This window comes from Alteromonas sp. Cnat2-8, from assembly GCF_022348355.1.
Classification (GTDB): domain Bacteria; phylum Pseudomonadota; class Gammaproteobacteria; order Enterobacterales; family Alteromonadaceae; genus Alteromonas; species Alteromonas macleodii.
Genome location: NZ_JAKREX010000002.1, coordinates 199,041 through 225,583 on the forward strand (window position 1 = coordinate 199,041; position 26,543 = coordinate 225,583).

Annotated in this window: 20 protein-coding genes; 9 read left to right on the forward strand and 11 right to left on the reverse strand. The window is 45.4% G+C overall.

Annotated features, from left to right (window positions below; translation table 11 throughout):
- Positions 1–15 precede the first annotated feature (15 nt).
- The 3 genes from pepA to MHN00_RS05080 are packed head-to-tail and all read left to right on the forward strand — an operon-like array spanning position 16 to position 4,760.
- A complete protein-coding gene (pepA, locus tag MHN00_RS05070; RefSeq protein ID WP_014950602.1) occupies positions 16–1,521 on the forward strand; it encodes a leucyl aminopeptidase in 1,506 nt (501 codons plus the stop codon).
- A 6-nt stretch (positions 1,522–1,527) separates the two neighbouring features.
- Positions 1,528–1,950 (forward strand): DNA polymerase III subunit chi, encoded by a 423-nt coding sequence (locus MHN00_RS05075; RefSeq protein ID WP_239300535.1) that lies wholly within the window; start codon positions 1,528–1,530, stop codon positions 1,948–1,950.
- Between the two features lie 35 nt (positions 1,951–1,985).
- The gene (locus MHN00_RS05080) at positions 1,986–4,760 is read left to right on the forward strand and encodes a valine--tRNA ligase (RefSeq protein WP_239300536.1); all 2,775 of its coding nucleotides are present in this window, start codon (positions 1,986–1,988) and stop codon (positions 4,758–4,760) included.
- 213 nt (positions 4,761–4,973) lie between these two features.
- Here MHN00_RS05080 and MHN00_RS05085 read toward each other — a convergent pair whose 3' ends face one another.
- Positions 4,974–7,646: an ATP-binding protein gene (locus MHN00_RS05085; RefSeq protein ID WP_239300537.1), complete on the reverse strand. Its 2,673-nt coding sequence runs from the start codon at positions 7,644–7,646 to the stop codon at positions 4,974–4,976.
- 55 nt (positions 7,647–7,701) lie between these two features.
- A complete protein-coding gene (locus MHN00_RS05090; protein WP_239300538.1) occupies positions 7,702–8,985 on the reverse strand; it encodes an extracellular solute-binding protein in 1,284 nt (427 codons plus the stop codon).
- A gap of 187 nt (positions 8,986–9,172) precedes the next feature.
- On the opposite strand from MHN00_RS05090, the gene MHN00_RS05095 reads away from it, so the two are divergent.
- Together MHN00_RS05095 and MHN00_RS05100 are read left to right on the forward strand one after the other, a co-directional pair.
- The gene (locus tag MHN00_RS05095; RefSeq protein ID WP_014950598.1) at positions 9,173–10,021 is read left to right on the forward strand and encodes an SPFH domain-containing protein; all 849 of its coding nucleotides are present in this window, start codon (positions 9,173–9,175) and stop codon (positions 10,019–10,021) included.
- A gap of 71 nt (positions 10,022–10,092) precedes the next feature.
- Positions 10,093–10,302 (forward strand): hypothetical protein, encoded by a 210-nt coding sequence (locus MHN00_RS05100; RefSeq protein WP_014950597.1) that lies wholly within the window; start codon positions 10,093–10,095, stop codon positions 10,300–10,302.
- Positions 10,303–10,421: 119 nt separating this feature from the next.
- On the opposite strand, the gene MHN00_RS05105 is transcribed toward MHN00_RS05100, so the two are convergent.
- From MHN00_RS05105 to MHN00_RS05120, 4 genes are all read right to left on the reverse strand, one after another.
- Positions 10,422–11,897, reverse strand: coding sequence for a sensor domain-containing diguanylate cyclase (locus tag MHN00_RS05105; protein WP_239300539.1), 1,476 nt, complete (start codon positions 11,895–11,897; stop codon positions 10,422–10,424).
- Between the two features lie 167 nt (positions 11,898–12,064).
- Entirely contained in the window at positions 12,065–12,880 is an 816-nt protein-coding gene (locus MHN00_RS05110) for a choice-of-anchor H family protein (protein ID WP_069944837.1), read from the reverse strand.
- Between the two features lie 116 nt (positions 12,881–12,996).
- On the reverse strand, positions 12,997–13,395 hold the full coding sequence (gene rraB / locus MHN00_RS05115; protein ID WP_014950594.1) for a ribonuclease E inhibitor RraB: 399 nt from the start codon (positions 13,393–13,395) through the stop codon (positions 12,997–12,999).
- Positions 13,396–13,427: 32 nt separating this feature from the next.
- Positions 13,428–14,153, reverse strand: a complete 726-nt coding sequence (locus MHN00_RS05120; RefSeq protein WP_014950593.1) for a 1-acylglycerol-3-phosphate O-acyltransferase — start codon at positions 14,151–14,153, stop codon at positions 13,428–13,430.
- A 205-nt stretch (positions 14,154–14,358) separates the two neighbouring features.
- On the opposite strand from MHN00_RS05120, the gene MHN00_RS05125 reads away from it, so the two are divergent.
- Positions 14,359–15,498: an HD domain-containing phosphohydrolase gene (locus MHN00_RS05125; RefSeq protein ID WP_075176830.1), complete on the forward strand. Its 1,140-nt coding sequence runs from the start codon at positions 14,359–14,361 to the stop codon at positions 15,496–15,498.
- Between the two features lie 62 nt (positions 15,499–15,560).
- On the opposite strand, the gene glnG is transcribed toward MHN00_RS05125, so the two are convergent.
- From glnG to glnA, 4 genes are all read right to left on the reverse strand, one after another.
- Entirely contained in the window at positions 15,561–16,970 is a 1,410-nt protein-coding gene (glnG, locus tag MHN00_RS05130; RefSeq protein WP_014977284.1) for a nitrogen regulation protein NR(I), read from the reverse strand.
- A complete protein-coding gene (gene glnL, locus MHN00_RS05135; RefSeq protein ID WP_014950590.1) occupies positions 16,960–18,045 on the reverse strand; it encodes a nitrogen regulation protein NR(II) in 1,086 nt (361 codons plus the stop codon). The genes glnG and glnL overlap by 11 nt, the downstream gene beginning before the upstream one ends.
- Before the next feature lie 130 nt (positions 18,046–18,175).
- Entirely contained in the window at positions 18,176–18,793 is a 618-nt protein-coding gene (locus MHN00_RS05140) for a DUF4124 domain-containing protein (protein ID WP_239300540.1), read from the reverse strand.
- Between the two features lie 248 nt (positions 18,794–19,041).
- Positions 19,042–20,451: a glutamate--ammonia ligase gene (gene glnA / locus MHN00_RS05145; RefSeq protein WP_014950588.1), complete on the reverse strand. Its 1,410-nt coding sequence runs from the start codon at positions 20,449–20,451 to the stop codon at positions 19,042–19,044.
- A 457-nt stretch (positions 20,452–20,908) separates the two neighbouring features.
- On the opposite strand from glnA, the gene typA reads away from it, so the two are divergent.
- From typA to MHN00_RS05160, 3 genes are all read left to right on the forward strand, one after another.
- A complete protein-coding gene (typA, locus tag MHN00_RS05150; protein ID WP_014950587.1) occupies positions 20,909–22,741 on the forward strand; it encodes a translational GTPase TypA in 1,833 nt (610 codons plus the stop codon).
- A gap of 361 nt (positions 22,742–23,102) precedes the next feature.
- Positions 23,103–23,480 carry a response regulator gene (locus MHN00_RS05155; RefSeq protein ID WP_014950586.1) on the forward strand — a complete coding sequence of 126 codons (378 nt, stop codon included), beginning with the start codon at positions 23,103–23,105 and terminating at the stop codon, positions 23,478–23,480.
- 263 nt (positions 23,481–23,743) lie between these two features.
- On the forward strand, positions 23,744–24,919 hold the full coding sequence (locus MHN00_RS05160) for a PatB family C-S lyase (RefSeq protein ID WP_014950585.1): 1,176 nt from the start codon (positions 23,744–23,746) through the stop codon (positions 24,917–24,919).
- 206 nt (positions 24,920–25,125) lie between these two features.
- Here the strand turns inward: MHN00_RS05160 and MHN00_RS05165 are convergent, their stop codons facing one another.
- The gene (locus MHN00_RS05165; protein WP_014950584.1) at positions 25,126–26,322 is read right to left on the reverse strand and encodes an Nramp family divalent metal transporter; all 1,197 of its coding nucleotides are present in this window, start codon (positions 26,320–26,322) and stop codon (positions 25,126–25,128) included.
- Positions 26,323–26,543 lie beyond the last annotated feature (221 nt).

A 26,543-nucleotide genomic window follows, 5' to 3' on the forward strand; every position in this document is an offset into this window, starting at 1 on the left:
AAGCGAGGTGATATCGTGGAGTTTAGTGTAAAAAGTGGCAGTCCTGAAAAACAACGCAGCGCATGTATTGTTGTGGGTGTCTTCGAGCCGCGCCGCCTAACGGCAGTGGCTGAACAACTAGACGAAATCAGTGAAGGTTATATCAGCAACTTGTTACGCCGTGGCGACCTTGAAGGTAAAGCCGGCCAAATGTTGTTGCTACACAACGTGCCAAATGTACTAAGCGAGCGCGTGCTTCTAGTCGGTTGTGGTAAAGAGCGCGAATTAGACGAGCGTCAGTACAAAAACATTATTGCCAAAACCATACAAACATTGAATGAAACAGGCTCAATGGAAGCGGTATGTTTCCTTACCGAACTTCACGTTAAAGGTCGTGATACCTACTGGAAAGTACGTCAGGCAGTAGAAGCAACTGAAGACACGCTTTACACCTTTATGCAGCTTAAAACCAAGAAAGGCGAACCACGTCGCCCACTGCGTAAAATTGTATTTAACGTACCTACACGCCGTGAACTTACGGTGGGTGAGCGTGCAGTTGAGCACGGTTTAGCGGTTGCTCGCGGTGCGAAAGTGACCAAAGACGTGGCTAACATGCCGCCAAACATCTGTAACCCAGCGTACCTGTGGCAGCAGGCGCAAGAGCTTGCCAGCCAGTACGACAGCGTAACCGCTGAAGTCGTTGATGAAACCCAAATGGCTGAGCTTGGTATGCAAGCGTATTTGGCTGTAGGTCGTGGTTCAGACAACGAAAGCATGATGAGTATTATGCATCACCGCGGTGGCCCAGCTGATCAAGCCCCAATTGTACTCGTAGGTAAAGGCCTTACGTTCGATTCAGGCGGCATTTCAATTAAGCCAGGCGAAGCCATGGATGAAATGAAGTACGACATGGGTGGTGCTGCCGGCGTACTTGGTACTATGCACACTATCGCGGCGCTGAATCTGCCAATTAACGTTATTGGTGTATTGGCAGGCTGTGAAAACATGCCAGATGGCAAAGCGTACCGTCCGGGTGACATTCTAACGACTATGTCGGGTCAAACCGTTGAAGTGCTAAACACTGATGCCGAAGGCCGTTTAGTATTGTGCGACGCGCTAACCTATGTAGAGCGCTTCGACCCAGAGCTAGTGATTGACGTAGCCACGCTAACTGGCGCAGCGATTATCGCACTTGGTCACCATGCAACAGCTGTAATGAGCACGCACAACCCGCTTGCTCATGAACTACTTAATGCGTCAGAGCAAAGCTCAGATCGCGCATGGCGTTTACCGCTATGGGACGATTACCAAGAGCAGCTTGAAAGCCCGTTTGCCGACATGACGAACCTAGGTGGTCGCCCAGCAGGGTCAATTACGGCGGGTTGTTTCTTGTCGCGCTTCACTAAGAAATACAACTGGGCTCACCTTGATATTGCCGGTACGGCATGGCGCAGTGGTAAGAACAAAGGCGCAACAGGCCGTCCAGTGCCTATGCTGTCTCAGTTCCTAATGAACCGCGCTGATATCAAGCTAGAGGACTAATCATTCATGCCACAAGTGATATTTTATCAACTTACCAGCAGTGACAATGGCGTGGCAGGTCGCGCTAGTGAAGTCATTGCCTCAGCGTTTGCTAATAAGCAGAAAATTAGCGTTCTGTGTGACACACAGTCGCAAGCTGAAGAAGTTGATGAATTGTTATGGCAACTGCCGGCCGACCGCTTTGTGCCTCATAATCTTTATGGTGAAGGGCCACAATCGGGAACGCCGGTGGAAATTTGTTGGCGGCCAGAGCAGGTAGCCAGACGACAAATGGTGGTTAATGTGGGTTCCGGTATGGTGCCTTCACCCAACCAGCATCGTCAAATCATCGATTTTGTACCCGAGGACGAGAACGCCAAACAGGCCGCGCGGGTAAGATACAAAAACTATCAGCAAGCTGGATGCAACATGCAGTTCAAATCTGCATAAGTCATTCGCGTTTAGCTTCAATTTGAGAGTGTGTAATGGATAAAACCTTCGAACCGCAGTCCATCGAGCAGCAATGCTACAAGTCATGGGAAGAGGCGGGTTTATTTAAAGCTTCAGGTAGCGGCGACCCTTATTGTATTTTGCTTCCGCCACCAAACGTTACCGGTAGCCTTCACATGGGCCATGGTTTCCAGCAAACCATTATGGACGCCTTAACCCGTTATCACCGCATGAAGGGCGACAATACGCTATGGCAAGTGGGTACTGACCACGCCGGTATTGCTACCCAAATGGTGGTAGAACGCCAACTTAACGCACAAGGCAAGACGCGCCACGATTTAGGTCGCGAAGACTTCATCAAGAAAGTATGGGAATGGAAAGAGCACAGCGGCGGAACGATCACCGGTCAAATGCGCCGTCTAGGTACGTCTCCTGACTGGTCTCGTGAAGTGTTCACCATGGACGAAGACTTGTCCAAAGCCGTAACTGAAGTGTTCGTTAAGCTACACGAAGAAGGCCTTATTTACCGCGGTAAGCGTTTGGTTAACTGGGATCCAGTGCTTCACACTGCAGTATCTGATCTTGAAGTACTGAACGAAGAAGAAGACGGCCACATGTGGCACATGCGCTACCCACTTGCAGATGGTAGCGGTGAGCTAGTGGTTGCGACAACGCGTCCTGAAACTATGCTAGGTGACACTGCCGTTGCGGTACACCCAGATGACGAGCGTTACCAAGGCTTTATCGGCAAAGAGATTAAGCTACCGATTACTGGCCGTTTAATTCCGGTTATCGCCGATGACTATGTCGATCAAGAATTCGGTACAGGCTGCGTGAAAATTACGCCTGCTCACGACTTCAACGACTACGATATGGGTAAGCGTCATAACTTGCCTATGATCAACATTCTTACCGACGATGCGAAAATTAACGACGAAGCGCCAGAAGCGTATCGTGGTTTAGATCGCTTCGACGCCCGTAAGCAAATTGTTGCTGATTTAGACGCACAAGGCGCATTGGTTAAGATTGAGCCGCACAAGCTTAAAGTTCCACGTGGCGACAGAACAGGTGCGGTAATTGAACCGTACCTAACTGACCAGTGGTATGTAGCCGTTGAGTCTCTTGCTAAACCTGCAATTGAAGCGGTTGAAAGCGGCGAAATTCGTTTTGTGCCAGAGAACTGGAACAAGACTTACTACCAGTGGATGCACAACATTCAAGACTGGTGTATTTCACGTCAGCTGTGGTGGGGACACCGCATTCCGGCGTGGTACGACGAAAACGGTAACGTTTTTGTTGGCCGCACCGAAGAAGAAGTGCGCGAAAAGCACGGCCTTGGCAGTGACGTAACCCTTTCTCAAGACGACGATGTACTAGATACCTGGTTCTCAAGTGCACTATGGCCGTTCGCCACCATGGGCTGGCCAGAAGAAACGCCAGATCTAGAAACCTTTGTACCGTCTTCAGTGCTAGTTACAGGCTTTGACATCATCTTCTTCTGGGTTGCCAGAATGATAATGATGACCAAGAAGTTCACGGGCAAAATTCCGTTTAAAGACATCTACATTACTGGTCTTATCCGCGATGAGAACGGCGATAAAATGTCAAAGTCGAAGGGCAACGTGCTTGACCCAATCGACTTGATTGACGGTATTGATATTGAGTCGCTAGTCACTAAACGCACCGCGGGCATGATGCAGCCTCAGCTTGCTGAAAAGATTGCCAAGCGTACCCGTAAACAGTTCCCTGATGGTATTCAGGCCTACGGTACAGACGCATTGCGCTTTACCTTTGCCGCTATGGCGTCAACCAGCCGCGATATCAACTTTGATATGGCCCGTGTTGAAGGCTACCGCAACTTCTGTAACAAAATTTGGAATGCATCGCGTTTCGTATTGATGAACACAGAAGAGCACGATACAGGTCGCGACGGTGGTGAAATGGTGCTTAGCATGGCCGATCGCTGGATTTGGGCGAAGTTCCAACAAACGCTGGTTGAGTTTGAAAAAGCGCTTGAAGACTATCGTTTCGACATTGCGGCGCAAACCGTTTACGAGTTCACCTGGAACCAGTTCTGTGACTGGTATCTAGAGCTTACTAAGCCAGTGCTTAATAATGACGCCAGCACCGAGGCTGAAAAGCGCGGTACACGTCATACCCTTATCAACGTGCTTGAAAGCCTGCTTCGCTTGTTGCATCCGCTAATGCCATTTATCACCGACACAATTTGGCAGCGCGTTGTGCCACTAAGTGCGCTTAAGGTGGAAGAGAGCGCAAGCATTATGGTTCAGGCATTCCCTGAAGTTGATGCAGCGAAACAAGACGACAAAGTACTTGCCGATATCGAGTGGGTGAAGAAGTTTATCGTGGGTATTCGTAATATCCGTGGTGAAATGGATATCTCACCAAACAAACCGCTAAATGCGCTACTTAAAAACGTAAGCGACGAAGACGCGCGTCGTCTTGATGCGGCTAAGGCATTCCTAGATAAGCTTTCTAAGCTTGAAACCGTAACTATTTTGAAAGACGGTGAAGAAGCGCCAGCCAGTGCGACAGCGCTAGTGGGCGAGATGGAAATTCTTATCCCAATGGCTGGGCTTATCGACAAAGACGCAGAGCTTGCCCGTATTACTAAAGCCATGGAGAAAATCGAGAAAGACGTATCTCGTACTCGTGGCAAGTTGGGTAACGAGAAGTTCGTAAGTAATGCGCCAGAAGCAGTAATTGAAAAGGAACGCGCTAAGTTGAAAGAGGGTGAAAAAGCCCTAGCCAAACTTAAAGAGCAGTTCGAGACCATTAAAGCGCTTTAAGTGCAGCCCCTAGAACGGGGGGTATCGATACAAATTAGAAGGGTTGCCGAAAGGTGGCCCTTTTTTATTCGCGATTAAACCGGCCCTAAACATAGCGGGTTTGTTCGAAAGCCGTTCCTGCATTCTCACACTTCGCTATGAAGCTTGCCAGCGCCTACTGAGCGGGCAATTATTTATGCGAATTGGTATACGAACCTATCTTTACGTTGGCGTTTAGAGCTGTTTGCCTAAGTACTGTTTTAACATGCCTATCAATGATTTTTGCTTTATTGGCTTAGTGAGGTAGTCGTTCATACCCGCGTCTATCGCGCTTTGTTTATCTTCCTTCATTGCATTAGCCGAAAGGCCGATAATAGGTACGCCAGTAAAGCCTTTTTCGCGGAGTTGTTTGGTTGCCTCATAACCGTCCATCACCGGCATTTGTACATCCATCAATATTAGGTCGTACTGCGGGGCATTTTCTACTTTTTGCACGGCTTGCTTGCCGTCTTCTGCAATATCGAAAGTAAGCCCAAGATTGGTAAGCATTTCTCCGGTGACGAGTTGATTTATATTATTGTCTTCTACTAAAAGCACGTGGCCTTCTAGTGATGTTGCTTCCGCTTCTTCACTGAAATGATGTCCGTCATAACTTGCATCTTTAGATATCACCTGATGAACAAAACGCTCAAATTGCGCAGGTGTGAATGGATGCATGATAAGTGGGCCTTTCCATAGCGTGTCATATTTAGCCTGTAGCGCGCTGCCTGCACTTTCCATCACTAGGCCTACCGACTTCCCTTTTTCTAATAAGGCGTTTAACCAAGCAATATTCTGTCTGAATTCACTGAACTCATGGATATCTACAATGATATGTTCAGGTAAAGCGGCGGTATTTTTGGCATCTTCTATTGATAGCGTTGATTTAGTTGGCAGCTGTATCTGGTTGCAATAAGCCGCAGGCAGCAATGCTGCTTCAGTAACATAAAGGCTATCAACAGGTAGCTGGGGTGTTTGTTCAAGCACGCCAGGTTGGTTTTTAAATGCTTTCAGCGGCAGTTCAACTTCAAACGTACTGCCTTTTCCCATAGTAGAAGTGGCATCAAGGCGGCCGTTCATAAGTTCAGTAAGCTGGCTTACAATCGCAAGGCCTAGGCCGGTACCGCCGTATTTTCTATTGGTTGAACCGTCTGCTTGAGTGAAAGGCTTAAATATTCTATCTAGCTGGGCTGCACTCATACCTATGCCGGAATCGGTGATTCGCATGGTAAGGTTTAACACGTTCCCTTTTTCATTCAGGCTGCCATCAAACTCAATATCTATACGCCCTTGCTCGGTGAACTTCACAGCATTGTTGCCTATGTTCATAATTATTTGGGCAATACGCAGTGGGTCGCCAATTACTTGCGGAGGTATCTTTGGATTTACCGTAAAGTGCACCGATAAGTTCTTTTCTTTTGCGCGTAGTGCAATAACTGCAATGAGGTTGTCAAACAGTGAATGCAAAGAAAAGCTCACTTCCTCAATCTTCAATTTACCCGCTTCAATTTTTGAGAAGTCGAGAATATCGTTAATTACGCTCAGTAATATTTGCCCAGAATACGCTGCCTTGTCGAGATACCCTTTAACAGTAGTGGACAGCTCTTGCTGTTGCGCCAGTTCTATTAGCCCGATAATGCCATTCATCGGCGTGCGGATTTCATGACTCATATTGGCTAAAAACATACTCTTTGACGCGGTTGCTTGCTCCGCTTTTATTTTCGCCTCAGTAATCGCTTTATTTAAGCTTTCAAGCTGAGAGTTCATGGTTCTTGCTTCATCTAGCAGTTTTTCTGTCTCTCGGTTTTTATCACTAAAAACAAGCGCCGCTTTTGCTAGCTTGCCAATCTCATCTTTTCGACTGCTGCCAGGAATATTGGAAATTTGTACGCCTTGGGCAAGTTTATTGAAAACTTGAGTGATAGAACGAATAGGGCCCAATATTCGAAACATGGCAAACAGCGCGGCTGAGAGGGCGAGTAGAATGGCAAAAAGAGAAAATAATTCTCCGTTACGCTGCGTACTTTCAGCCAGTGTGTAGGTGCGTTGAGTCGCGATTTCAGAGTCTGAGGTTACTTTTTTGGCTAGCTCACCGCTCAAATAGAGGAATTCATTGGCAGAACCCGCCATCACTACGTTAACCAAGAATAAATTACCTTGGGTTATCTGGGTTAGCTTAACGAAATCGGCTTTAATTTTTTCCGACAATCGCTCCACTCTTTCCTGAAGGGATGTATTTTTCGTTAGCGTTAATTTTCGTAGTGAATCTGCGGCTTCGTTGAATGCTCGAATAAAACCCATGTCGGGTTTCATCAGATATTTCAGCATCGCATTTTCTGCCCGAATAAGAAGCGTCTTTGCCTGTTCTTCAGAGGCAGCAGAGATATCTCCGTTTGTTTTAGCGTCACTCAGTATCTTTTCCAGTAACGTAATATCAGATAGGGTGCCTCTTGCTATAAGGTTATCTCTTTCAGAGCGCGCATCGACAACTTGGGTAAAATTCTCCTGATAGGCGTTAAGGTGCTCCTTCATTCTTGAAAGGATATGGTTGTCTTCCTGTATTTCCTTGTCTTCGTCTACCAGGGCTAACTTGTCGAGTTTGGTGTTAATAGTCACCATGAGTCGACTGAAGCGAGTAATGGCTGATTTGCTCGCGTTCTCTTTGAATATGAGCACGTTGCGCTGTAAGTCCACTACATCCCGTTCAAGTTCCTTAACAAGTGCAACATCAACTACTGCCTTTGACGCTGATGCCACGCCTTTGTTTAGGACTTCTTGGTTTTCTCTAGCAATAAACCCCTGTGCCAATATAAGCGCTATAAGAGCGAGTAGCACGGTGATAAGCTGAATTCGAATTGACGATAACATGTGAACTAAAAAAGCCTTATTCCATTAACGTTATGGTTTTTTACTTAACGCAACATTATGCAGTGATGAATTCGTACCACTTCTGCAAACTGTATTCGTAGGTTGGCATAACGGTATTCCATACGGCAACATTACTAAAACGCTCTTCATAACTCCCACCAGTGCGCTGGGCGCCTTGTCTAACACTAATATTTCCGTCGGGCCCTTTTAGCGGCTCTGATGCTACTTGCCCTTTGTACCAGTAATTCCATTCGGCGTCTGAAAGATATTGAGCTGAACGTTTAGGGTTGGAAATATAGTAGCCTTGTCTGGCAATAAATGCGCCAGGCCACCCCGACAGCCACCAATTCATATACTCATAAGCCACGTCCTTTATTCTACCTTGTGTGGCAGAGGACATGCACATTACACCGTGCCATCCGCGGTAGCCTTCTTTCGGTGCTGCAAACGTAACCGGAATATCTTGACCGTTCAGCGCAGAGACCGCAGGCGAGAACATGCTTTCGATTGCAACCCGTCCACTTTTCATGAACTCAACAGACTCAGGGACCGAGGTCCAGAATCCATTGAAATGGTTTAACTGAGTCAACTCTATAAGTAAGCTAAACAAATCATCAAGTTCATACTCGGTCATGGCACCGATGTCTTGGAATTGAATGAACCCTTTAGCTTGTGCGGCAAGTGCTAAATCGAAAAGTCCGATAGTGGGGTCGTTAACTATGCCCACTTTTCCTGAATAGCGACTGTCTAAAAGCCAGCCCCAGCTTTCTTCTTGCCCTTGCAGTTCGTTGGGTAACTTTGATGTGTCATAGCCAAAAGAGTCAACATTGTGCACATAAGGTAAAAAACTAATTGTGTCAGTATGGTTGGCGCCTAGTGTGCCGTCGTCCTGAACATTAATAATTTTATGCGGTGCGTCGCCAGCGCCCATTCGCGCGTTCTCGGTAAGCTTTCCGGTTTTGCTTAAATCGTTTATTTCTTCCCAATACTGAAGGCGTTTCTTCTCTATGGGCTGAATAGCATGAGCGCGCCACAATACATTAATGCTATTAGACCACTGCTCATAAAGGTCGAATGACGAGGGGGTCATCGACGCCTTTTGAAGAACGGTTGCACTGCCACCTGGCTCGAACTCAATATTAATGCCTAAGTCTTCCATGGCGCGCTGACGAATGGCTTCCTGAAGCGTGACATGGGTGCCTAATACGCGCAGCGTCGGTTTTTCTTTTCCGATTGAAAAAGGGGTAATGCCCGCAGTAAGACCAAAGGCGAGACCGCCCTTTAACAAGGTACGGCGCTGGAAAGAAGAAGCGACGTTTTTATCTGAGTTTGAAGGCATTAACGTACGTCCATAGTAAACGATGACCCTCCATTATTCTGGCATCTATTTCATAGAGTTACCAAAAAATGTTACCCCATAGTTAAAAATAAAATGTTGCTTTGACATATTTGGTAACACATCAAAATTAGCGAGTAGTTAAATTTTGTATTATAAAGATATCAAAATGATATCAAAGGTGAGTGGTATGAAAGAAAAGAAAGGGTTTTCGGTAAACGGTTATTTGATGATCTGTGTTTTGCTAGTCGCACAGGTTGCTACGTTTTTCTATGCAGTGTCGGGTAACCCCGAAGCTGGTGTAATTCTAAGCGTTTTAGTGGGAAGTTTGTGGTTGGGCTATTTCATGGTGCAACCCAACCAAGCTAAGGTCATGACGTTTTTCGGCAGCTATGTAGGTACTGTCTCTGATGTTGGATTGCGCTGGACAATTCCTTTGTTCCGTAGAGCTAATATTTCTTTGCGCATAAGAAACTTTGAAAGTGCCAGAATTAAAGTTAACGACAATCAAGGAAACCCCATTGAAATCGCCTCTATTGTCGTGTGGAAAGTGAGCGATACTGCTGAAGCAATGTTTGACGTAGACGATTACGAAAGTTTTGTGCGAATTCAAAGTGAGTCCGCGATCCGCAATATGGCAAGTAGCTTTCCTTACGATCCTCGTGACGACGAGCAAGCGGAAGTCGCACTTCGTAGCCACCCAATAGAGATATCAGCGCGTTTACAAGAAGAGATCCAAGCTCGCCTTGCGAAAGCTGGGATCACAATTTTGGAGTCTCGTATCAGCCACCTTGCCTACGCGCAAGAAATCGCAAGTGCCATGCTTCAGCGTCAACAAGCATCAGCTATTGTGGCTGCCCGGAAGCAAATTGTAGATGGTGCTGTGGGAACCGTAGAAATGGCACTTCAGCGATTAAATGAAAAGGGTGTAGTAGAGCTTGATGAAGAGCGTAAGGCGACGATGATCAGTAATTTATTAGTTGTGCTGTGTGGTGATAAGTCGACGCAACCGGTTATTAATACAGGTACAATCTACTAGCTCGTTTTTTTAATTTAAGTTTGCAATTGTAGTGCCGCAGCAATGCACTGCGGCACATAAGGTTTGTAATTTTGGCAAAGAAAAAAGCGTATCCACTTAGGATAAATGAAAATGTACTTGCCGCCATGGAGCGATGGGCTGCCGATGACTTGCGCAGTGTAAATGCGCAAATAGAGTATGTATTAAGACAAGCGCTAGTGAAGCAGGGAAGAGTGAAGCTGGTAGAAAAAGTGGTAGTAGAGGTTGAAGGTATTGAGCCGCCTGACGGGGGAGAAAACTGAGCAACGTGGCTGGACAGCCAAATCGATGCTGAGCTGATAAGCTAACGATTTAGGTTATTAAAGGTGAGCCGTAGTGAACAATATGCTCATGTAGCGTTACCACGAATCAATATTAGCTTTTACGTAACATGATGAGGTTTAGAATGATACTCTGTGCCAGCTCTACCATCTTCACAGGTTTCTAACCCTTCGTTATCGATATCGTCATAACATTCGCACTCTATGGTATTGCGACCTTTATTTTTGGCTCTATAAAGGGCTTCATCTGCATCGCAAAGTAGTTGCTTTATGCTTGCCTCTTTTAAGTCGCTTACATATACCGCTCCCAAACTAAGGGTAACTTGTCTTCCTTTCAACGGAGGATGGGTTTCATGGAGAATGCTGACTTTCTCGCGAAACCTGTCTAATAGTTGGCGAGGGGAGACTGGACTTGTTAGTACCATACAGAACGCAAACTCTTCGCCACCTATGCGCCCAATGGCATCTTCTTGACGAAAAAATTGCTGCATTGTCTGAGCAACGATGGTTAATACGTCATCGCCAAATCCGTGGCCATAACTATCATTAATAGCCTTAAAGTGATCTACATCGGCGATGCCAATCAACATTGCATGTCCATTGCGTTTTGCGAAGTTTAAAGACTTTGCAAATGCGTCTAGAAATGCCCGTCTATTTGGAATGTTCGTAAGCGCGTCATAATATGCCAGTTTCTCTAATTTATGATTGGCTGAACGAAGCTCGCTGGTTCGATGGTTAACCAAGCTTTCTAAGTTCTGCTTTATTTTCTTAAGTTCTGAATTGCGCTTATCTAGCTGTTCAGATTGGAACTTCATTTCGCTAACGTTACGCTGAACAGCTGCAAAGTGGGTTACTTCACCAAATTCATTGGTAAGCGGGAATATGTTCATTTGAACCCAGAAAGGTGTGCCAGACTTCGTATAATTTAAAAGTGTTTCGGTACATGGGCGTTGATCAATAAGTGACTGCCGAATACGCAGCGTAGAGGCTTTGTCGGTTAGGGCACCTTGAAAAATGCGAGGTGTCTCACCCAATAACTCCTCAAGACTATATTCAGTATGTTTACACAATGCTTCATTTGCATAGATGATTTTAGGAGAAAGCGGGGCATCGATATTCTGAGCTTCCGTTACCAAAATCATATCTTGTGAATGTTGAACAATATCTTTGTAAGAGAAATCACTAATCTTTGCCGTGATATCAGTGAAATAAACCACTACAAAAGACGGTGAACTGCCATTGACCTTGTACTTTTCGGGATATGCGTTGACATTAAACCACGTTATTTTATCGGTATCTTTATTTATCGTTCCCAATATTCGGTTATTTATAGCGGTGCTAGTAGCAAGCACCTGGGCAATGGGAAGTTCGTGGTAAGGTACTTTTCTGTTTTGCTTGTCAATGAACTCCCAGGAGTCCACGTCTAAGCTTTTCTCTTTAAGTTTATCTATACTCAATCGAAGTAGCGTTAACGCAGCGGGATTGGCATACTCTACAACGCCAGTAGCATTGTGAATGACTACGCCAATTTGCGTATTTTCTAATAGATTGAACAAGTTAACATTGTCGATGCTCATTGCACTACACCAATTGAAAGCGTCAGTATGTACTGTTTTCCTTGGTACATTAGCGAATCAACGTTAATTGGAAAAGAAGGTTTATATTATATAATAGACTTTAGTATAAAAAATAGCCAAAAGCTGCAGGTGCATGCAGCTTTTAGCTGATTAACTTTCCAAGATAGTTAGCAGTGTCGGCGTCTAACAGTTCGTCTAACAAGTACAATGCCACCTAATAGACACAGTGGGAGTAAAGACCATGCTCCGCCATGCTCTTCTACTATGACTACCGTATCTTCAACCACATATTCATTATTTTCACTTTCAAGGGGAAGATAGGCGAGTGCACTGTCATCATAGGCATCGGTATACGCCACAAGCATTTCGGTATCTGCATCATAAAGCTCTAATAGAATGTCGTACTCACCGGGCGGATAGCCAGAAACTAATGTGCTTTCAATGGTAAAGGTATCTGTTGAGTCTTCTGAGTAAATGTAAAATTCAGACGACACGTGAATAGACTCGTACACGTCGTTTTTGCCCAAATACAAGACCGCGTATACTGGCGCGCGAGTGAAAATGGTGTCGGCGTCAAACTCAATCGAAAACGTAGAGTGATAACCATCGTAATCAATGTCTTGCTCAAGCGTTACCCAGCTTTCATAAATCCAAAACTCATTAATACTGCTGACTACGATATCGCTAGAGGACTTACTCACGGCTAAATGCTGTTGATGCTTACCCGCCTTGGCAAGGGACTGTTGATCAGTCTCAACGTCATCAACAGATTGAGAGATTGTTTCTTCGCTTGTCAATGCACCTGAGGTTTTAGGCAGCAGCGATTCAGCTGCAACAAATGGTTTGTTGTAACGGTATTCGTTAGAGGTAACGTTTTTGTTTTGTGCGCTATTTTCGGTACTGGCATGCACAGGTGACATAAGCGCAAGCTGTAATGTTGCAATAGCAGAATATGTAGTAAGTGAGAAAAGTAGCTTTTTCATCTGTCCATCCTTTTCCAATCGATAATGACAGTGTCATTGTTGACGGAAAAAGATGAACAAAAGCTGAAGGGTAACTTAACGCCTTCTCAGTTAAAACGGTGAGGGTGCCTTAGAGATCAGTCGTCGAAGTAGTGATCTTCTTCTTCGTATTCACCTTCTTCACGCGGCTCGAAGTAAGTACCCCAACCGTCGTAGGTTACATCATGCTTGTCGGCAATTTTAAGCAAGGTGTCAGAGTCCGCATTAAGTTTTTCAATATCTAGCTTTCGCTCTGCAACCGCGTCGAAGCAGAAAATGGTTTCGCCATCATCAAGAATAAGCTCTTCTGCGTCGGTGACTTCAAAACCAGCTTTAAACGCATCAACAGCTGCCTTTTCTAGCACGTCGAAGTCAGTGCTGGCGAAGTGGTGCTCAATGGTATAGTCGGCATCGGCTTGGCTGCCGTCTTCTAGAAGGGCATCAATAGTTTCTTGGTTAAACTCGTACCACTCTTCTCTTTCATCGAACTGGGTCATAATAAACACTCGTTAGCAATTTTGACGCAAGTTTACCTGCTTTTTTCCAGTTCATCGACCTGTGTATTAAGCGCATCAAACTTTTGTTTCATTTCATCGTTAAAATGCACCATCCACTCTTTAATTGTCTTGTCTTCGCTCAAAGCCTGAGGGGCAGCTATATCAATAAGCACAATGCCGTTATTCCAACGGTTCCATTTTACTTTATTGTGCAAATTGCTGGCGGTTACCATGACAACCGGTTCGTTGGTGGTCTTAGCTAGGCGAAACGCACCTTGTTTGAAAGGTAATATGCCTCTGCCATAGCTTCGTGTACCTTCTGGGAATAGCCATACCGACGTTTTCTTTTTCGCAATGCGTTTTGCAGCAATGTCGAGTGTATTACGGGCTTTACCGGAATTCTTTCTATCAATCATGATATTGCCCGACAACCAATAGATTTGGCCGAAAATAGGGATCCACTTTAAGCTCTTTTTGCCAATGGTTACCACGCCAGGCAGTGCAGCTTTACAGATAGTGATAACGTCGAAACTGTTTTGATGATTGGCGATGTAAACGTAGGGCTCGTTTATTTTAACCGCAGGATCTTTCTTTATAATAATTTTGAGACCTACGACCTTAGCCATAAGTGAATACATACTACCCGCAATATGCACGTTATCTTTGTGAAAAGGTCGTGCGATACAAACAATTAGCAGAACGATGTTAATGAGTAAAAAAGCGATAAAAAGCGCCGGAATGCGGAATAAAGCGATCAAAACAACTCCTAGATACAATTGACGCGCGCAGTATAGATGAAGTTTCAGCGTACACTTGTCCGATGAGTTTTTACAGTGCGGAAGGTATAGTTGAGCAATAAGTTGGAAAAGTGGCTATGTTTCTCACCTTTAGTATGAGGAAATTTTGCCGATACCCAATTACAATAATAAAAAGCGCAATCGAACCTAACTCGGTAACCACTATATGCAGACATTTACTCCAGACGACCTAGAAGAAGATATTCTTGCTGACCTTATGGAGGAAATAAACGAACTCTATGAATCAAGTGAACAAACCTTGATTGAACTAGAGCTTCGTCCGGAAGACAACGAATTGCAGCGTGCTCTGTTTCGCTCAATCCACACCATTAAAGGTGATTTAGGCCTGGTTAACTTCTCTCCCATGATCCCGCTTTTGCAGCATGTAGAAGACTTGCTAGATTATTTGCGCAAAGGGCAGGTGGCGTACACAAGTACTATGAGTGACTTGGTATTGCTTACTATGGACAGAGTAAAAGCCTTTGTAGAGGCTGTAATGGCCAATGGCAAAGCCGAGTACGATGACAATCTTCACAATCAGCTGGTTTTAGCTATCGGTCGTGTGACACCTGAAAATACTGCTGAGCATGAAAAACGCCTTACCGAAGCGGTCTTATTACTTAACCCAGCGTTAGATATTGTTGCGGATGAAGACGACCCACAAAACGTTCAGATAAAGCCCCCTACGTTAGCGGCTACAGGTATCCCTAAAGATATTAGTAGTGAAAAGAAGCAAGATATTCTATTTTTCCGCGACTTAATGCAAACCATTGAACGCCGCTCTAACTACTGGTCTGGTCGTGGTGATCGCATTGCCAAACTCGCTATGTATATTAACGATGTGGCCGAAAACCCTATCGACGAAGATCAGCTTGCCGTAGCCAGCTATGTACATGACTTCGGAATGGCCTTCATGCCATTGAAGCTTCTGCACAAAGGCGATGCGCTAAGCGATATCGAATTTAATCTTATGCGCTCTCATGTGTATAAAAGTGCCCGTTTGTTAGAGCACCTAGACCAATGGGATATGGCGCGCAAAATTGTGATGCAGCACCATGAACGCACTGATGGAACAGGTTATCCATTGGGGCTAAAAGAAGACGATATCTGTGAAGGTGCGAAGTTATTAGCCATTGTTGATACCTACGATGCAATGACACACCCAAGAGCGCACAATGAAGATAACGTACTTTCTAAAAAAGAGGCGGTGATAGAAATAAATCGAAGCGCCAAAGGCCAGTTTAGTATGAAGTGGGTAAGGCATTTCAATCAGGGAATGACGGCGCTACTGACGAAAGGACATTAGGTCGCAAGCCGCTCATAAGCTAGCAGTGAGTTCCCTGCTAGCTTACGGCGTAATCACTAGGGTTAGTTCACGCCTAATTCTTTTAACTTTCTTGTTAGGGTATTTCTTCCCCAACCCAAGCGTTTAGCCGCATCTTGTTTGTGGCCATGAGTGTGCTGAAGTGCTCGCTCAAGCATAATACGCTCAAACGTCAGCATCGCGTCGTTAAGAATGTTGTGATGGCCGTCGCGAAGCTGTTTATCGGTCCAGCTTGCCAACAAATCTGGCCATTCACCCGATTCAGCGCTAGGTTTTTCAATACTGCTATCGCTGTGAATTTCCGGTGGCAGATCGCTGGGCAGCACTTCTTGACCACTCGCCATTACCGTTAACCAGCGACACACGTTTTCTAGCTGCCTTACGTTTCCAGGCCATGGTAGCTGAGACATTACGCGCTCAGCGTCTTTCGATATGCTTTTAGCTTCTACATCAAGTTCTTTGGCTGCTCGGCGCAAGAAATGACGGGTTAGTAATGGAATATCTTCGCGGCGCTCGTTAAGTGAAGGAAGGTGCACTCGGATAACGTTTAAGCGGTGGAACAAATCTTCCCTAAACTTACCTTCAGCAACCCTTTGTTCTAAATTCTGGTGAGTTGCAGCGATGATGCGTACGTCCACACTCACTGATTGATGGCCACCGACACGATAAAACTGGCCGTCTGCAAGCACACGTAAAAGGCGGGTTTGTACATCTAACGGCATATCGCCTATTTCATCTAAGAACAATGTTCCGCCGTCGGCTTGTTCGAAGCGGCCTTGGCGAGCTGCCTGGGCTCCGGTAAACGCGCCCTTCTCATGGCCAAATAGTTCTGATTCTACAAGGTCGGCAGGAATGGCGGCCATATTAAGGGCGATGAAAGGTTTACTTGCTCTTGGGCTGTGCCTATGAAGGGCGTGCGCCACAAGTTCTTTACCCGTTCCTGATTGCCCGTTAATTAGCACGCTAATTGAAGAGCGAGACAAGCGACCTATGGCACGAAACACTTCCTGCATGGCAGGTGCTTCGCCAATAATTTCCGTTACTACGTCTTCAACTTGCGCTTTTGATACGGTGGACTGCTCTCTGGCATGTGCCAGCGCCCGCTGGGTTAAGGTTACTGCCTCGTCGATATCAAATGGCTTTGGCAAATATTCAAAGGCGCCTTTTTGATATGCGTTAACTGCGCTGTCTAAATCCGAATGCGCCGTCATAATGATAACGGGGAGCATAGGGTGCGAGGCATGCACTTCGTTCAGTAACGTCATGCCGTCCATTTGTGGCATTCTTATGTCTGAAATGATGACTTCAGGGGCTTGGCCGCTTTGAAGTTGAAGCAATAAATCTTCAGGGTTTTCAAAACTTAAGCAGCTGATATCTGCTGCTTGTAAGGCCTTTTGCAGCACCCAACGAATAGAACTGTCATCATCGACAATCCACACAGACTCATTCGTCATCGTCTGTCTCCTTACGATCTATTGGTATGTAAATTACGAACTCAGTGTGACCAGGGTAGCTATCTACATCTATTTTGCCGCCGTGGTGGTTTATAAGGGTCTGTGAAATAGACAAACCCAACCCAGAGCCATTTTGCTTGCTTGTGACCATGGGGTAGAAAAGTGTGTCTTTTACTTCAGCCGGAATACCCGGGCCGTTATCAATAATTTTTATTTTAGCTACCAGCGCGTGACGCTTCGTTTGAATTGTCATTTGGCGCTCTATTCGCGTAATTAACCTAATTTGTGGGTTGGGGGTTTGGCTCTCGGTTAATGCCTGAACGCTGTTGCGCACAATATTGAGCACCGCTTGCTGAATCATGTCAGGGTCTAACATAAGCGGTGGAATGCTGGGGTCATAGTCGCGAACTATGGTAATGGGATTGTCTGAGTCAAAGCGCATTAAGCTGCGTATTTTTTCAAGCGCTTGATGCACGTTGCTTTCTTCAAATCGAGGTAGTGAATTAGGTCCAAGCAATCGATCAACTAAGTTTCGTAGACGATCAGACTGCTCAATGATCATGCTTGTAAATTCTTTATGCTCGTCAATCAGCTCTTTTTCTAATAGCTGTGCTGCACCGCGAATACCACCAAGAGGATTTTTGATTTCGTGTGCAAGGCCGCGAACCAATTCCCGTGCTGCGTAATGTTGCGCGTTTTGTAAAGTTTCTCGAGAAATTCGCTTTTGCTGGTCAATCTTTTTAACTTCAAATAGCAGTCGTGGGCCGTCTTCGAAGTGCAAGTTGGTAACGGTTAGGTCGGCAGATACATAGCGGTTATCTCGAAAAGCCAACTTAATTTCGTTTTCGGTGAAATCTTCCCCCTTTCTGATGGCAGCTTTAAGTCGGGTGGTTTCTATTGTGCCCGGCAAGAAAAAATCTTGAAGTGGATGCCCAATAAGTTGTTTTAATCCAGTCTCAAACAAAGCTTCACCAGCGTGGTTGGCATAAACAATCGTAAGTTTGTTGTCTACCATTACCAGTGCGGTATTTAGGCTATTGATTAGCTGTTGTGTTTCTAACTCGGTGGAATGCATCCGAGCTCGTCTCCTTTGCACCATAATTGTGCATTGTAGCTTGCAATGATGCGTTGCGCGAATAAAGAGCTCAAGAAGAAATGTTCACTGAACCTCTATGGTGCGCATACATAACAATGGTTGCACGCTATTAGTTATTAATTAACGCCGATGCCTGATGCAGGTAAAGGGTTTGTAATGGAGACGATGCAAGAGTCTTGCCCGTATTGTTAGTGAGTTCAACTTTATAAGTATGTGCCCCACGATGGATACCAGAAAGCTTAAAGACGCCTGAACTATTGCTAGCTAATGGGGCGTCGTCAAAGATTAATCGGTAGATTGGCGCTTTGGGTGCACCAGGTTGTGCGGCAGAGATAGTGAATTCACCCAAGTTATTGCGAATTGTCGCTTCTGGTGCAGGTGACTTAATGACTACGCGATAGTTGGGCATGGGGGCAGCCGGCTTCGCAGGGGGAGGTGGGGTAACCTTTGCCGCGGTTACTACGTTTTGCGTTTTTACATCGAACGCTAAGGGTTCTGCGTTTTGCTGCGGCTTGTCGGTGTAAGTCACAGAGCCGTCTTTACCTACCACCTTGTATATGGTCATTGGAGAGGTAGCTGCGGCTGATGTTGCATTGCTGCTTTGTCCGGTTTCGCTTTCTTGTGCTTCTTGCTGGGTACTTTCTTGGCTCAGCATTTCCGCTTGCACAGGCAGTAAGCCATTGCCGCTACTTAGTAATAGCGAAATTAAGCAAATGTGTCGCGTCATGTAGTGCACGTGTCGTTACCTAATCAATGTGGTTTTGGCTAGCTGGCTAATTCATATAGCTTGCTATGTTTGGCTTATGGATAACCTTTCTAGTTGTATGCAGATGCAAGCGGGCAAAGCCCTGTGCGCAGTTGATACAGCATGAAAGAGTATTTATTAGCATAGCTATAAAAACATAGTAGATAAATCGTACGCATAAAAAAAGCCCGCAGAGCGGGCTTTAGTATAAATTGCTATACAGTGCGAAATTACACGCTGTAGTACATGTCGAACTCAACAGGGTGAGTAGTCATGTTAAGTTTCGTTACTTCTTCAGACTTAAGATCGATGTATGCATCAATCATGTCGTCAGTCATAACGCCACCAGCTTTAAGGAAGTCACGGTCGTTATCAAGAGCTTCAAGTGCCATTTCTAGCGAGCTTGCAACTGTTGGAATTTCAGCAGCTTCTTCTGGAGGTAGGTCGTACAAGTCTTTATCCATTGAATCGCCAGGGTGGATCTTGTTCTTAATACCGTCGATACCCGCCATAAGCATAGCAGTGAACGCTAGGTATGGGTTAGCTGTTGGGTCAGGGAAACGTACTTCAATACGACGTGCTTTATCGCTAGTTACGTGAGGAATACGAATAGATGCAGAACGGTTACGTGCAGAGTATGCAAGCATTACCGGTGCTTCGAATCCAGGAACTAGACGCTTGTATGAGTTAGTAGAAGCGTTAGCAAACGCGTTGATTGCGCGCGCGTGCTTGATGATACCACCAATGTAGTAAAGTGCTTCCTCAGAAAGACCTGCGTACTTGTCACCTGCAAAGATGTTTACGCCATCTTTAGAGATAGATTGGTGACAGTGCATACCAGAACCATTATCGCCAACAAGCGGCTTAGGCATAAAGGTAGCTGTTTGACCGTATGCGTGTGCAACGTTGTGAACAACATACTTGTAAACTTGAATTTCGTCAGCTTTCTTAACTAGCGTATTGAATTGGCAAGCAATTTCGTTTTGGCCAGCAGTTGCTACTTCGTGGTGGTGCGCTTCGATAACAAGGCCCATCTCTTCCATAACTAGACACATTGCAGCACGGATATCGTGAGCAGAGTCCACTGGTGGTACTGGGAAGTAACCGCCTTTAACGCCAGGGCGGTGTGCCATGTTGCCGCCTTCAAACTCTTCGCCAGAGTTCCACTTTGCTTCAGAAGAGTCAATCTTGTAGAAAGAACCCGCCATGTCAGTGTGGAAGCGTACGTCATCAAAAAGGAAAAACTCTGGCTCTGGGCCGAAGAAACATGTGTCACCGATGCCAGTTGATTTTAGGAATTCTTCTGCACGACGAGCAACTGAACGAGGGTCACGCTCATAACCTTCCATTGTTGAAGGTTCAACGATGTCACAACGGATGTTTACTTGTGTCTCTTCAGCGAAAGGGTCAACTACGCAGCTTGTTGCGTCTGGAAGAAGAACCATGTCTGATTCGTTGATGCCTTTCCAGCCAGCGATAGAAGAACCATCGAACATTTTACCTTCTTCGAAAAACTCTTCATCAACAACGCTCGCAGGAATAGATACGTGTTGTTCTTTACCCTTTGTATCGGTAAAACGTAAATCTACAAACTTCGCTTCACTTTCTTTAATCAGCTCTAATGCCTTTTCTACTGACATCGTGTCCTCCAGGTTTAATGTAAAAATGCGGAATGATCAGCTTCACTCCAACAGTGGCAAAAGTGAAAGCGATTATCATGCCATCTATATGTATACCGATTTCTGTGGCATAGACGGGCATCTATCACTTCCGTTTGAATTAAATTGCATTATATTGGTGCAATGTTGCACCAATATGGCGTTTTATGCTCATTTGTACGTCAATCAGCCTAGATTACTTTGTAGCGTATAGCCACCAAATATGATCAATTAGGTGCAACGGGGCTGGTTATTTGTTGAACAAGTGTTTGAAAACCAATAAAACTCGTTTCCATCAAAAAAAAGATGCGCAAACGTCGTGGTTTTTCTGTACAATCCGCGCAAATTTTTCTATCTGCATTTTTTTGCAACAAATCTAACGCATACTCCTTTCCACTGAATTGAAGTAGACGTTGATTTACACAGGCTCTATATAAGCATGAATACCACTGATATTAATAAATTGCGTAACATCGCAATCATCGCCCACGTTGACCACGGTAAGACCACCCTGGTAGACAAACTGTTACAGCAGTCTGGCACCCTTGAATCTCGAGGCGAGCAAGAAGAGCGCGTAATGGACTCGAACGACATCGAGAAAGAACGTGGCATTACCATCCTAGCTAAGAACACAGCGATTAACTGGAACGACTACCGTATCAACATCGTAGACACTCCAGGACACGCTGACTTCGGTGGTGAAGTAGAGCGTGTAATGTCGATGGCTGACTCTGTACTTCTACTTGTAGATGCACAAGAAGGCCCGATGCCACAAACCCGTTTCGTTACGCAAAAGGCATTTGCTCAAGGTCTTAAGCCAATTGTTGTTATTAACAAAATCGACAAGCCTGGTGCGCGTCCTGATTGGGTTATGGATCAAGTTTTCGACCTATTCGACAACCTAGGTGCAACTGACGAACAGCTAGACTTCCAAGTTGTTTATGCGTCTGCACTTAACGGTTGGGCATCACTAGATGCAGATACTAAAGAAGACGATATGACGGCATTGTTCCAAACTATCGTTGACCAAGTTTCTCCTCCTGATGCAGATATCGACGGCGCATTCCAAATGCAGATTTCTCAGCTTGACTACAACTCATACGTGGGTGTTATCGGCGTAGGTCGTGTTAAGCGTGGTTCTGTTAAGCCAAACCAACAAGTAACGGTCGTTACTGCTGATGGCAAAAAGCGCAACGGCAAAGTTGGCTTAGTTTACGGCTACCTTGGCCTTGCTCGTCACGAAGTTGAATCTGCTCACGCGGGCGACATCATTGCAATCACAGGTCTTGGCGAACTTAAGATCTCTGACACCATTTGTGACATCAACACTGTAGAAGCACTTCCTCCACTTACGGTTGACGAGCCTACAGTAACCATGACGTTCCAGGTAAACACCTCGCCGTTTGCAGGTAAAGAAGGTAAGTATGTAACGTCACGTAACATTCTAGAGCGCCTTAAAGACGAACTAGTACACAACGTTGCACTGCGCGTTGAAGAAATGCCTGATCCGGACAAGTTCCGCGTATCTGGTCGTGGTGAACTTCACCTAGGTATTCTTATCGAAAACATGCGTCGTGAAGGTTATGAGCTTGCAGTGTCGCGTCCAGAAGTAATTCTGAAAGAAGTTGACGGCGCAACGCAAGAACCATACGAAACCTTGACTATTGACTGTGAAGAACAGCACCAGGGTTCAATCATGGAACAGCTTGGTCTGCGTAAAGCAGAAATGACTGACATGTCTCCAGATGGTAAAGGTCGTGTACGTATCGACTTTATCATTCCAAGCCGTGGCCTAATTGGTTTTCAAACAGAGTTCATGACGTTAACGTCGGGTTCTGGCTTGCTATATCACACGTTCGATCACTATGGTCCGTACAAAGGCGGTATCATTGGTAAGCGTAAGAACGGTGTTCTAATCGCTAATGCAAACGGTAAAGCACTAACTAACGCCCTGTTTAACCTTCAAGAACGCGGTCGCCTATTCATCGGTCACGGTGTTGAAGTGTACGAAGGTATGGTTATCGGTATTCACAGCCGTGACAACGACCTTACTGTTAACGCGCTTAAAGGTAAGCAGCTTACTAACGTTCGTGCATCAGGAACTGATGAAGCGCAAACACTTGTTCCGCCTATCAGAATGTCACTTGAGCAAGCGCTTGAGTTCATCGATGACGACGAACTAGTAGAAGTAACGCCTGAATCTATCCGTATTCGTAAGAAGCTTCTTACAGAAAACGAGCGTAAGCGTGCATCACGTGCACCTAAGTCTTAATAGCTTCTAAGACTTACATTGATTTTGAAAATGCCAGCGTCAGCTGGCATTTTTTTCCATTTTGCCGATGAGTTTGGCCTGCAATCGTTCAAATCGTGTCTCAACTTACACACCGTCACTTCCCATCAGAAAAGCTGCTTTCTAGCATTATCACTAAAACGTTAGAAAAAGTTTAAATATCGACCAAAGGTTAGTGGTCAAAAGCGTTCAGAGATTCTATCCTTGAAAATATCAGTCCGCATAGATCAATACCCAGCGAGCATTTATCTATGCGGATTGGTACAATTGACTGACGTCTTAACACGTGAGCTAAGTCGTTGTAATATTTACGGCTAATGACCTAACAAAAAGGGGAAGGGTAGTGTTTTCTGTAGCAGTAGTTGAAGATGATCCTATCACGCTTGACCTTATCACTGACGCGTTGGAAACGCAGTTAGACGCCACCGTGTATCCATTTACACGTAGTAAATTTGCAAGGGATTTTTTGCTGCAACAAACCGCAGAATCTATCAGCTTGATCATCAGTGACCAAGTAATGCCGGATTATGATGGACTAAGTCTTCTAAAAACCTGCCAGTCTTCGGGTTTGGACGTTCCATTTTTACTCATTACTGCAGACCCTAACAAAGAGTTAGTGATAGAAGCGCGTAAGCTTCAGGTTACCGGTTTCCTTGCTAAGCCACTCAATATGGAAGAGCTAGTTCAAAAATCGAGAGAGGCGGTGTCGCAGGCCAGCTAAGCCTGTAGGTTGTATTTCATTTTATGCATCGCACGCTAAAGGTGTGCATGCGGGCCAAAGATCTACTTCGTGGTTAACGATGACAATGTAAAACAGGTTAGGACAGCAAAGCGCAATTTACCTTTGGCTTTAACGTGTTAATTTATCTCTATTAAAGTACATTTCGATATAGAAAATTCGGGTTAATTCATCTCACGCCCCTAGTTTATGAGGCGCTAAAATTCTACACTGTTGGCATAAGTTTTTATGCAACAGGATGTAATGTGAGCGCCTTATTCGATAATACCCCTCCCAGAAAAGACACATTTTCGTTTAAATGGCAAAAGTACAAAGGGAAAGACATCATTCCTGCGTGGGTTGCCGATACTGAGTTTCGTTGCGCGCAGCCAATTCTAGACGCCATTTCGGGTCAGGTTGAGCATGGCAACATGGGTTACATACTGCCTGCACATCACGAAGGCGCTATTCAGGCTGTAGTGAGATGGCTTAAAGATAAGCATAATTGGGAAATTCAACCCGAGTGGCTAGTGTGGACACCAGGCGTTGTGCCAGCGTTTAACGTAGCGTGTAAAGCCTATTGTGAACCCGGTGATAAAGTACTTATTCAAACACCTAATTATCCGCCTCTACTGGCTGCCCCAAAACTAAATGGTCTCGAACGGGTAGATATAGGCACGGTAGTGCAAAATGACGACGGCACAAGTTCTGAAACTATCTCGAGTGTTGAAGGTGCGCGCTATACGTTAGATTTTGAAGCATTAGAAAGAGAAGCGGCTGATCCTAAATGTAAGCTGTTTATTCTTTGTAACCCAATGAACCCGGTAGGTTCGGTGCTTACTAAAGCTGAATTAGATCGCATTGCTGAGATCTGTAACGCGAACAACGTTAAGCTATGTTCTGATGAAATCCACTGCGACCTTATTCTAGAAGAAGGCAAACAGCACATACCGGCGGGCCGCGAGTCGAACCTTGCTGAGAATAGCGTTACGCTAATGGCTGCCAGTAAAACATTTAATATTGCTGGTTTGGGAACGTCTTTTGCCATCATCCCTAATCGCCAACTGCGTCAGGCATTTACCAATGCCGCAGCGGGCATCGTACCTTGGGTTACTGTATTGGGCTTAGCGGCTACAGAAGCAGCATTCACTCAATGTGACGAGTGGCATCAGCAGCAACTTACCTACTTGCGTGAAAACAGAGATATGGTGTTTAACACAGTAAACAGCATTGACGGGCTTAAAATGCTCAAAGCCGATGCGACGTTCCTTGCGTGGGTAGACGCCAGTGGACTAGGTGTAGAGAACGTCCAGCAGTGGGCCGAAGAGAAAGGCGTAGGCCCGTCACCAGGCATCGATTTTCACAAGGCGGATCATTTCAGAATTAACTTTGGCTGCAGTAAAGCGATGCTTCAAGATATTCTGCAACGCCTCGCCAGCTAAAAATAGGGGTCAGAGTACTTTTTCAGCCCCAAAATGGGGTCAGAGTACTTTTTGCAGCTACGCTTTCTATTAAAAAGGGCCAAAGTATTACTTTGGCCCTTCTCATATGCAGTAAGTTTGTTAGTCACGTAATTTCATTGCTATCTGCGAGTGCACACTACAACGACATACAAAGGGAGAAAATTACTCTGACCCCATTTTTGCAGCTAGCTAAATACGCCGATTAGTTTATACAGGCCTAAACCAATCACAGTACCCACTACTAGAAAGCCTGCCAGGTTACTTTTCCATGTGTTTCTAAACTCCCCCAGTGCGGTGCTTTTATTCATAACGACCAATAGAAATATGGCAATAATTGGCAGTAAAAGAGCATTAGTCGCTTGAGCAAACAGGATGGCGGGTAGGGGCTTAAAGCCAAGTGCTGCAACGCTGACACCCACTACAATGATGATAAACCATACCGCTTTAAAGCTCTTGCTTTGCATATCGTCAGAAAGCCCTAGTGCTCCTGTTACCGCATAAGCGGCTGCTAGCGGCGCAGTGATAGCACTGGTTAAGCCTGCGGCGAATAACCCTAGTGCAAAGAACCACTGAGCTTTGTCACCTAAAACCGGTTTAAGCTGTTCGCCCATGTTTGAAGCGTCCATAGTGGCAGCTTGATTGAAGAACGCCATCATTGCTGTTGCCATTACGATAAGCGTAATAAGCCCACCCATACTAATAGCTCTAGCAGACTGGTTTCGGCACGCAACGACCGCGTCTTGTTTATCTTGGCCTTTCGATGATTTTGCAACTAGGCTCGCGTGAAGAAACAAGTTGTAAGGCACGATGGTGGTACCAATAAGCGCCAGCACCGTGGTAATGGCGTCAGCGTCCAGCCGCGGAGACATTAACTGACTAAACATCGCGGCGATATCAGGTTTGGCTACCAACAGCGTGATAAGAAATACGCCAGCCATAATAAAGACGAGATAAACCAGTACTGTCTCTATCCACTTGTAGCTGCCCGACCAGAGTAAAACTATAGCGATCGTGCCCAAAATACTGGCCCAGGGGCCAATGCCTATACTGATAAATGCGTCTAGCCCGATTGCAGCGCCGGTTAGGTTGCCCGATTCATAGGCTGCGTTGCCAATGCCGATAGCACTGACAATAAGCACGATAAAAAGATTCTTTAGCCATGGCTTGTAAGCCATGTTTTTCATTGCACTGGCTAGGCCTTGGCCGCTGGCCACACCTAAACGCGCAGCCATGTCTTGCAATACTATGGTTGCGAATATGGAGAAAAGGAGCGCCCATACTAGGTGAAAGCCAAAGTTTGCACCTGCCAGACTTGCCGTAGTTACTGTTCCAGGGCCAATAAAGGCGGCCGCGATGATGTATCCTGATTTATCTTTTGCCATTGCAACGACTCTTAGTTAAGTTTTGCTATCATGACAATAGGTAGGCGAGCACGCAACAGTACCGCTAAACCAATACAGTAACAGATTGGTTTTAAACCTATTGTCGCGTACCCAGTGTAGAAGTTTGTTGTTTACTCTTTACCTTATTTCCCATTATTTTGGGTAGATAAAAGGTTACAAAACATGCCCTCTACAAAGTGGCCGCGCAGACTACCGTTTCA

Coding starts and splice junctions, on each gene's coding strand:
- MHN00_RS05075 (WP_239300535.1), top strand. CDS start 1,528: ATGCCACAAGTGATATTTTATCAACTTACCAGCAGTGACAATGGCGTG.
- MHN00_RS05080 (WP_239300536.1), top strand. CDS start 1,986: ATGGATAAAACCTTCGAACCGCAGTCCATCGAGCAGCAATGCTACAAG.
- MHN00_RS05085 (WP_239300537.1), bottom strand. CDS start 7,646: ATGTTATCGTCAATTCGAATTCAGCTTATCACCGTGCTACTCGCTCTT.
- MHN00_RS05090 (WP_239300538.1), bottom strand. CDS start 8,985: ATGCCTTCAAACTCAGATAAAAACGTCGCTTCTTCTTTCCAGCGCCGT.
- MHN00_RS05095 (WP_014950598.1), top strand. CDS start 9,173: ATGAAAGAAAAGAAAGGGTTTTCGGTAAACGGTTATTTGATGATCTGT.
- MHN00_RS05105 (WP_239300539.1), bottom strand. CDS start 11,897: ATGAGCATCGACAATGTTAACTTGTTCAATCTATTAGAAAATACGCAA.
- MHN00_RS05110 (WP_069944837.1), bottom strand. CDS start 12,880: ATGAAAAAGCTACTTTTCTCACTTACTACATATTCTGCTATTGCAACA.
- rraB (WP_014950594.1), bottom strand. CDS start 13,395: ATGACCCAGTTCGATGAAAGAGAAGAGTGGTACGAGTTTAACCAAGAA.
- MHN00_RS05125 (WP_075176830.1), top strand. CDS start 14,359: ATGCAGACATTTACTCCAGACGACCTAGAAGAAGATATTCTTGCTGAC.
- glnG (WP_014977284.1), bottom strand. CDS start 16,970: ATGACGAATGAGTCTGTGTGGATTGTCGATGATGACAGTTCTATTCGT.
- glnL (WP_014950590.1), bottom strand. CDS start 18,045: ATGCATTCCACCGAGTTAGAAACACAACAGCTAATCAATAGCCTAAAT.
- MHN00_RS05140 (WP_239300540.1), bottom strand. CDS start 18,793: ATGACGCGACACATTTGCTTAATTTCGCTATTACTAAGTAGCGGCAAT.
- glnA (WP_014950588.1), bottom strand. CDS start 20,451: ATGTCAGTAGAAAAGGCATTAGAGCTGATTAAAGAAAGTGAAGCGAAG.
- typA (WP_014950587.1), top strand. CDS start 20,909: ATGAATACCACTGATATTAATAAATTGCGTAACATCGCAATCATCGCC.
- MHN00_RS05165 (WP_014950584.1), bottom strand. CDS start 26,322: ATGGCAAAAGATAAATCAGGATACATCATCGCGGCCGCCTTTATTGGC.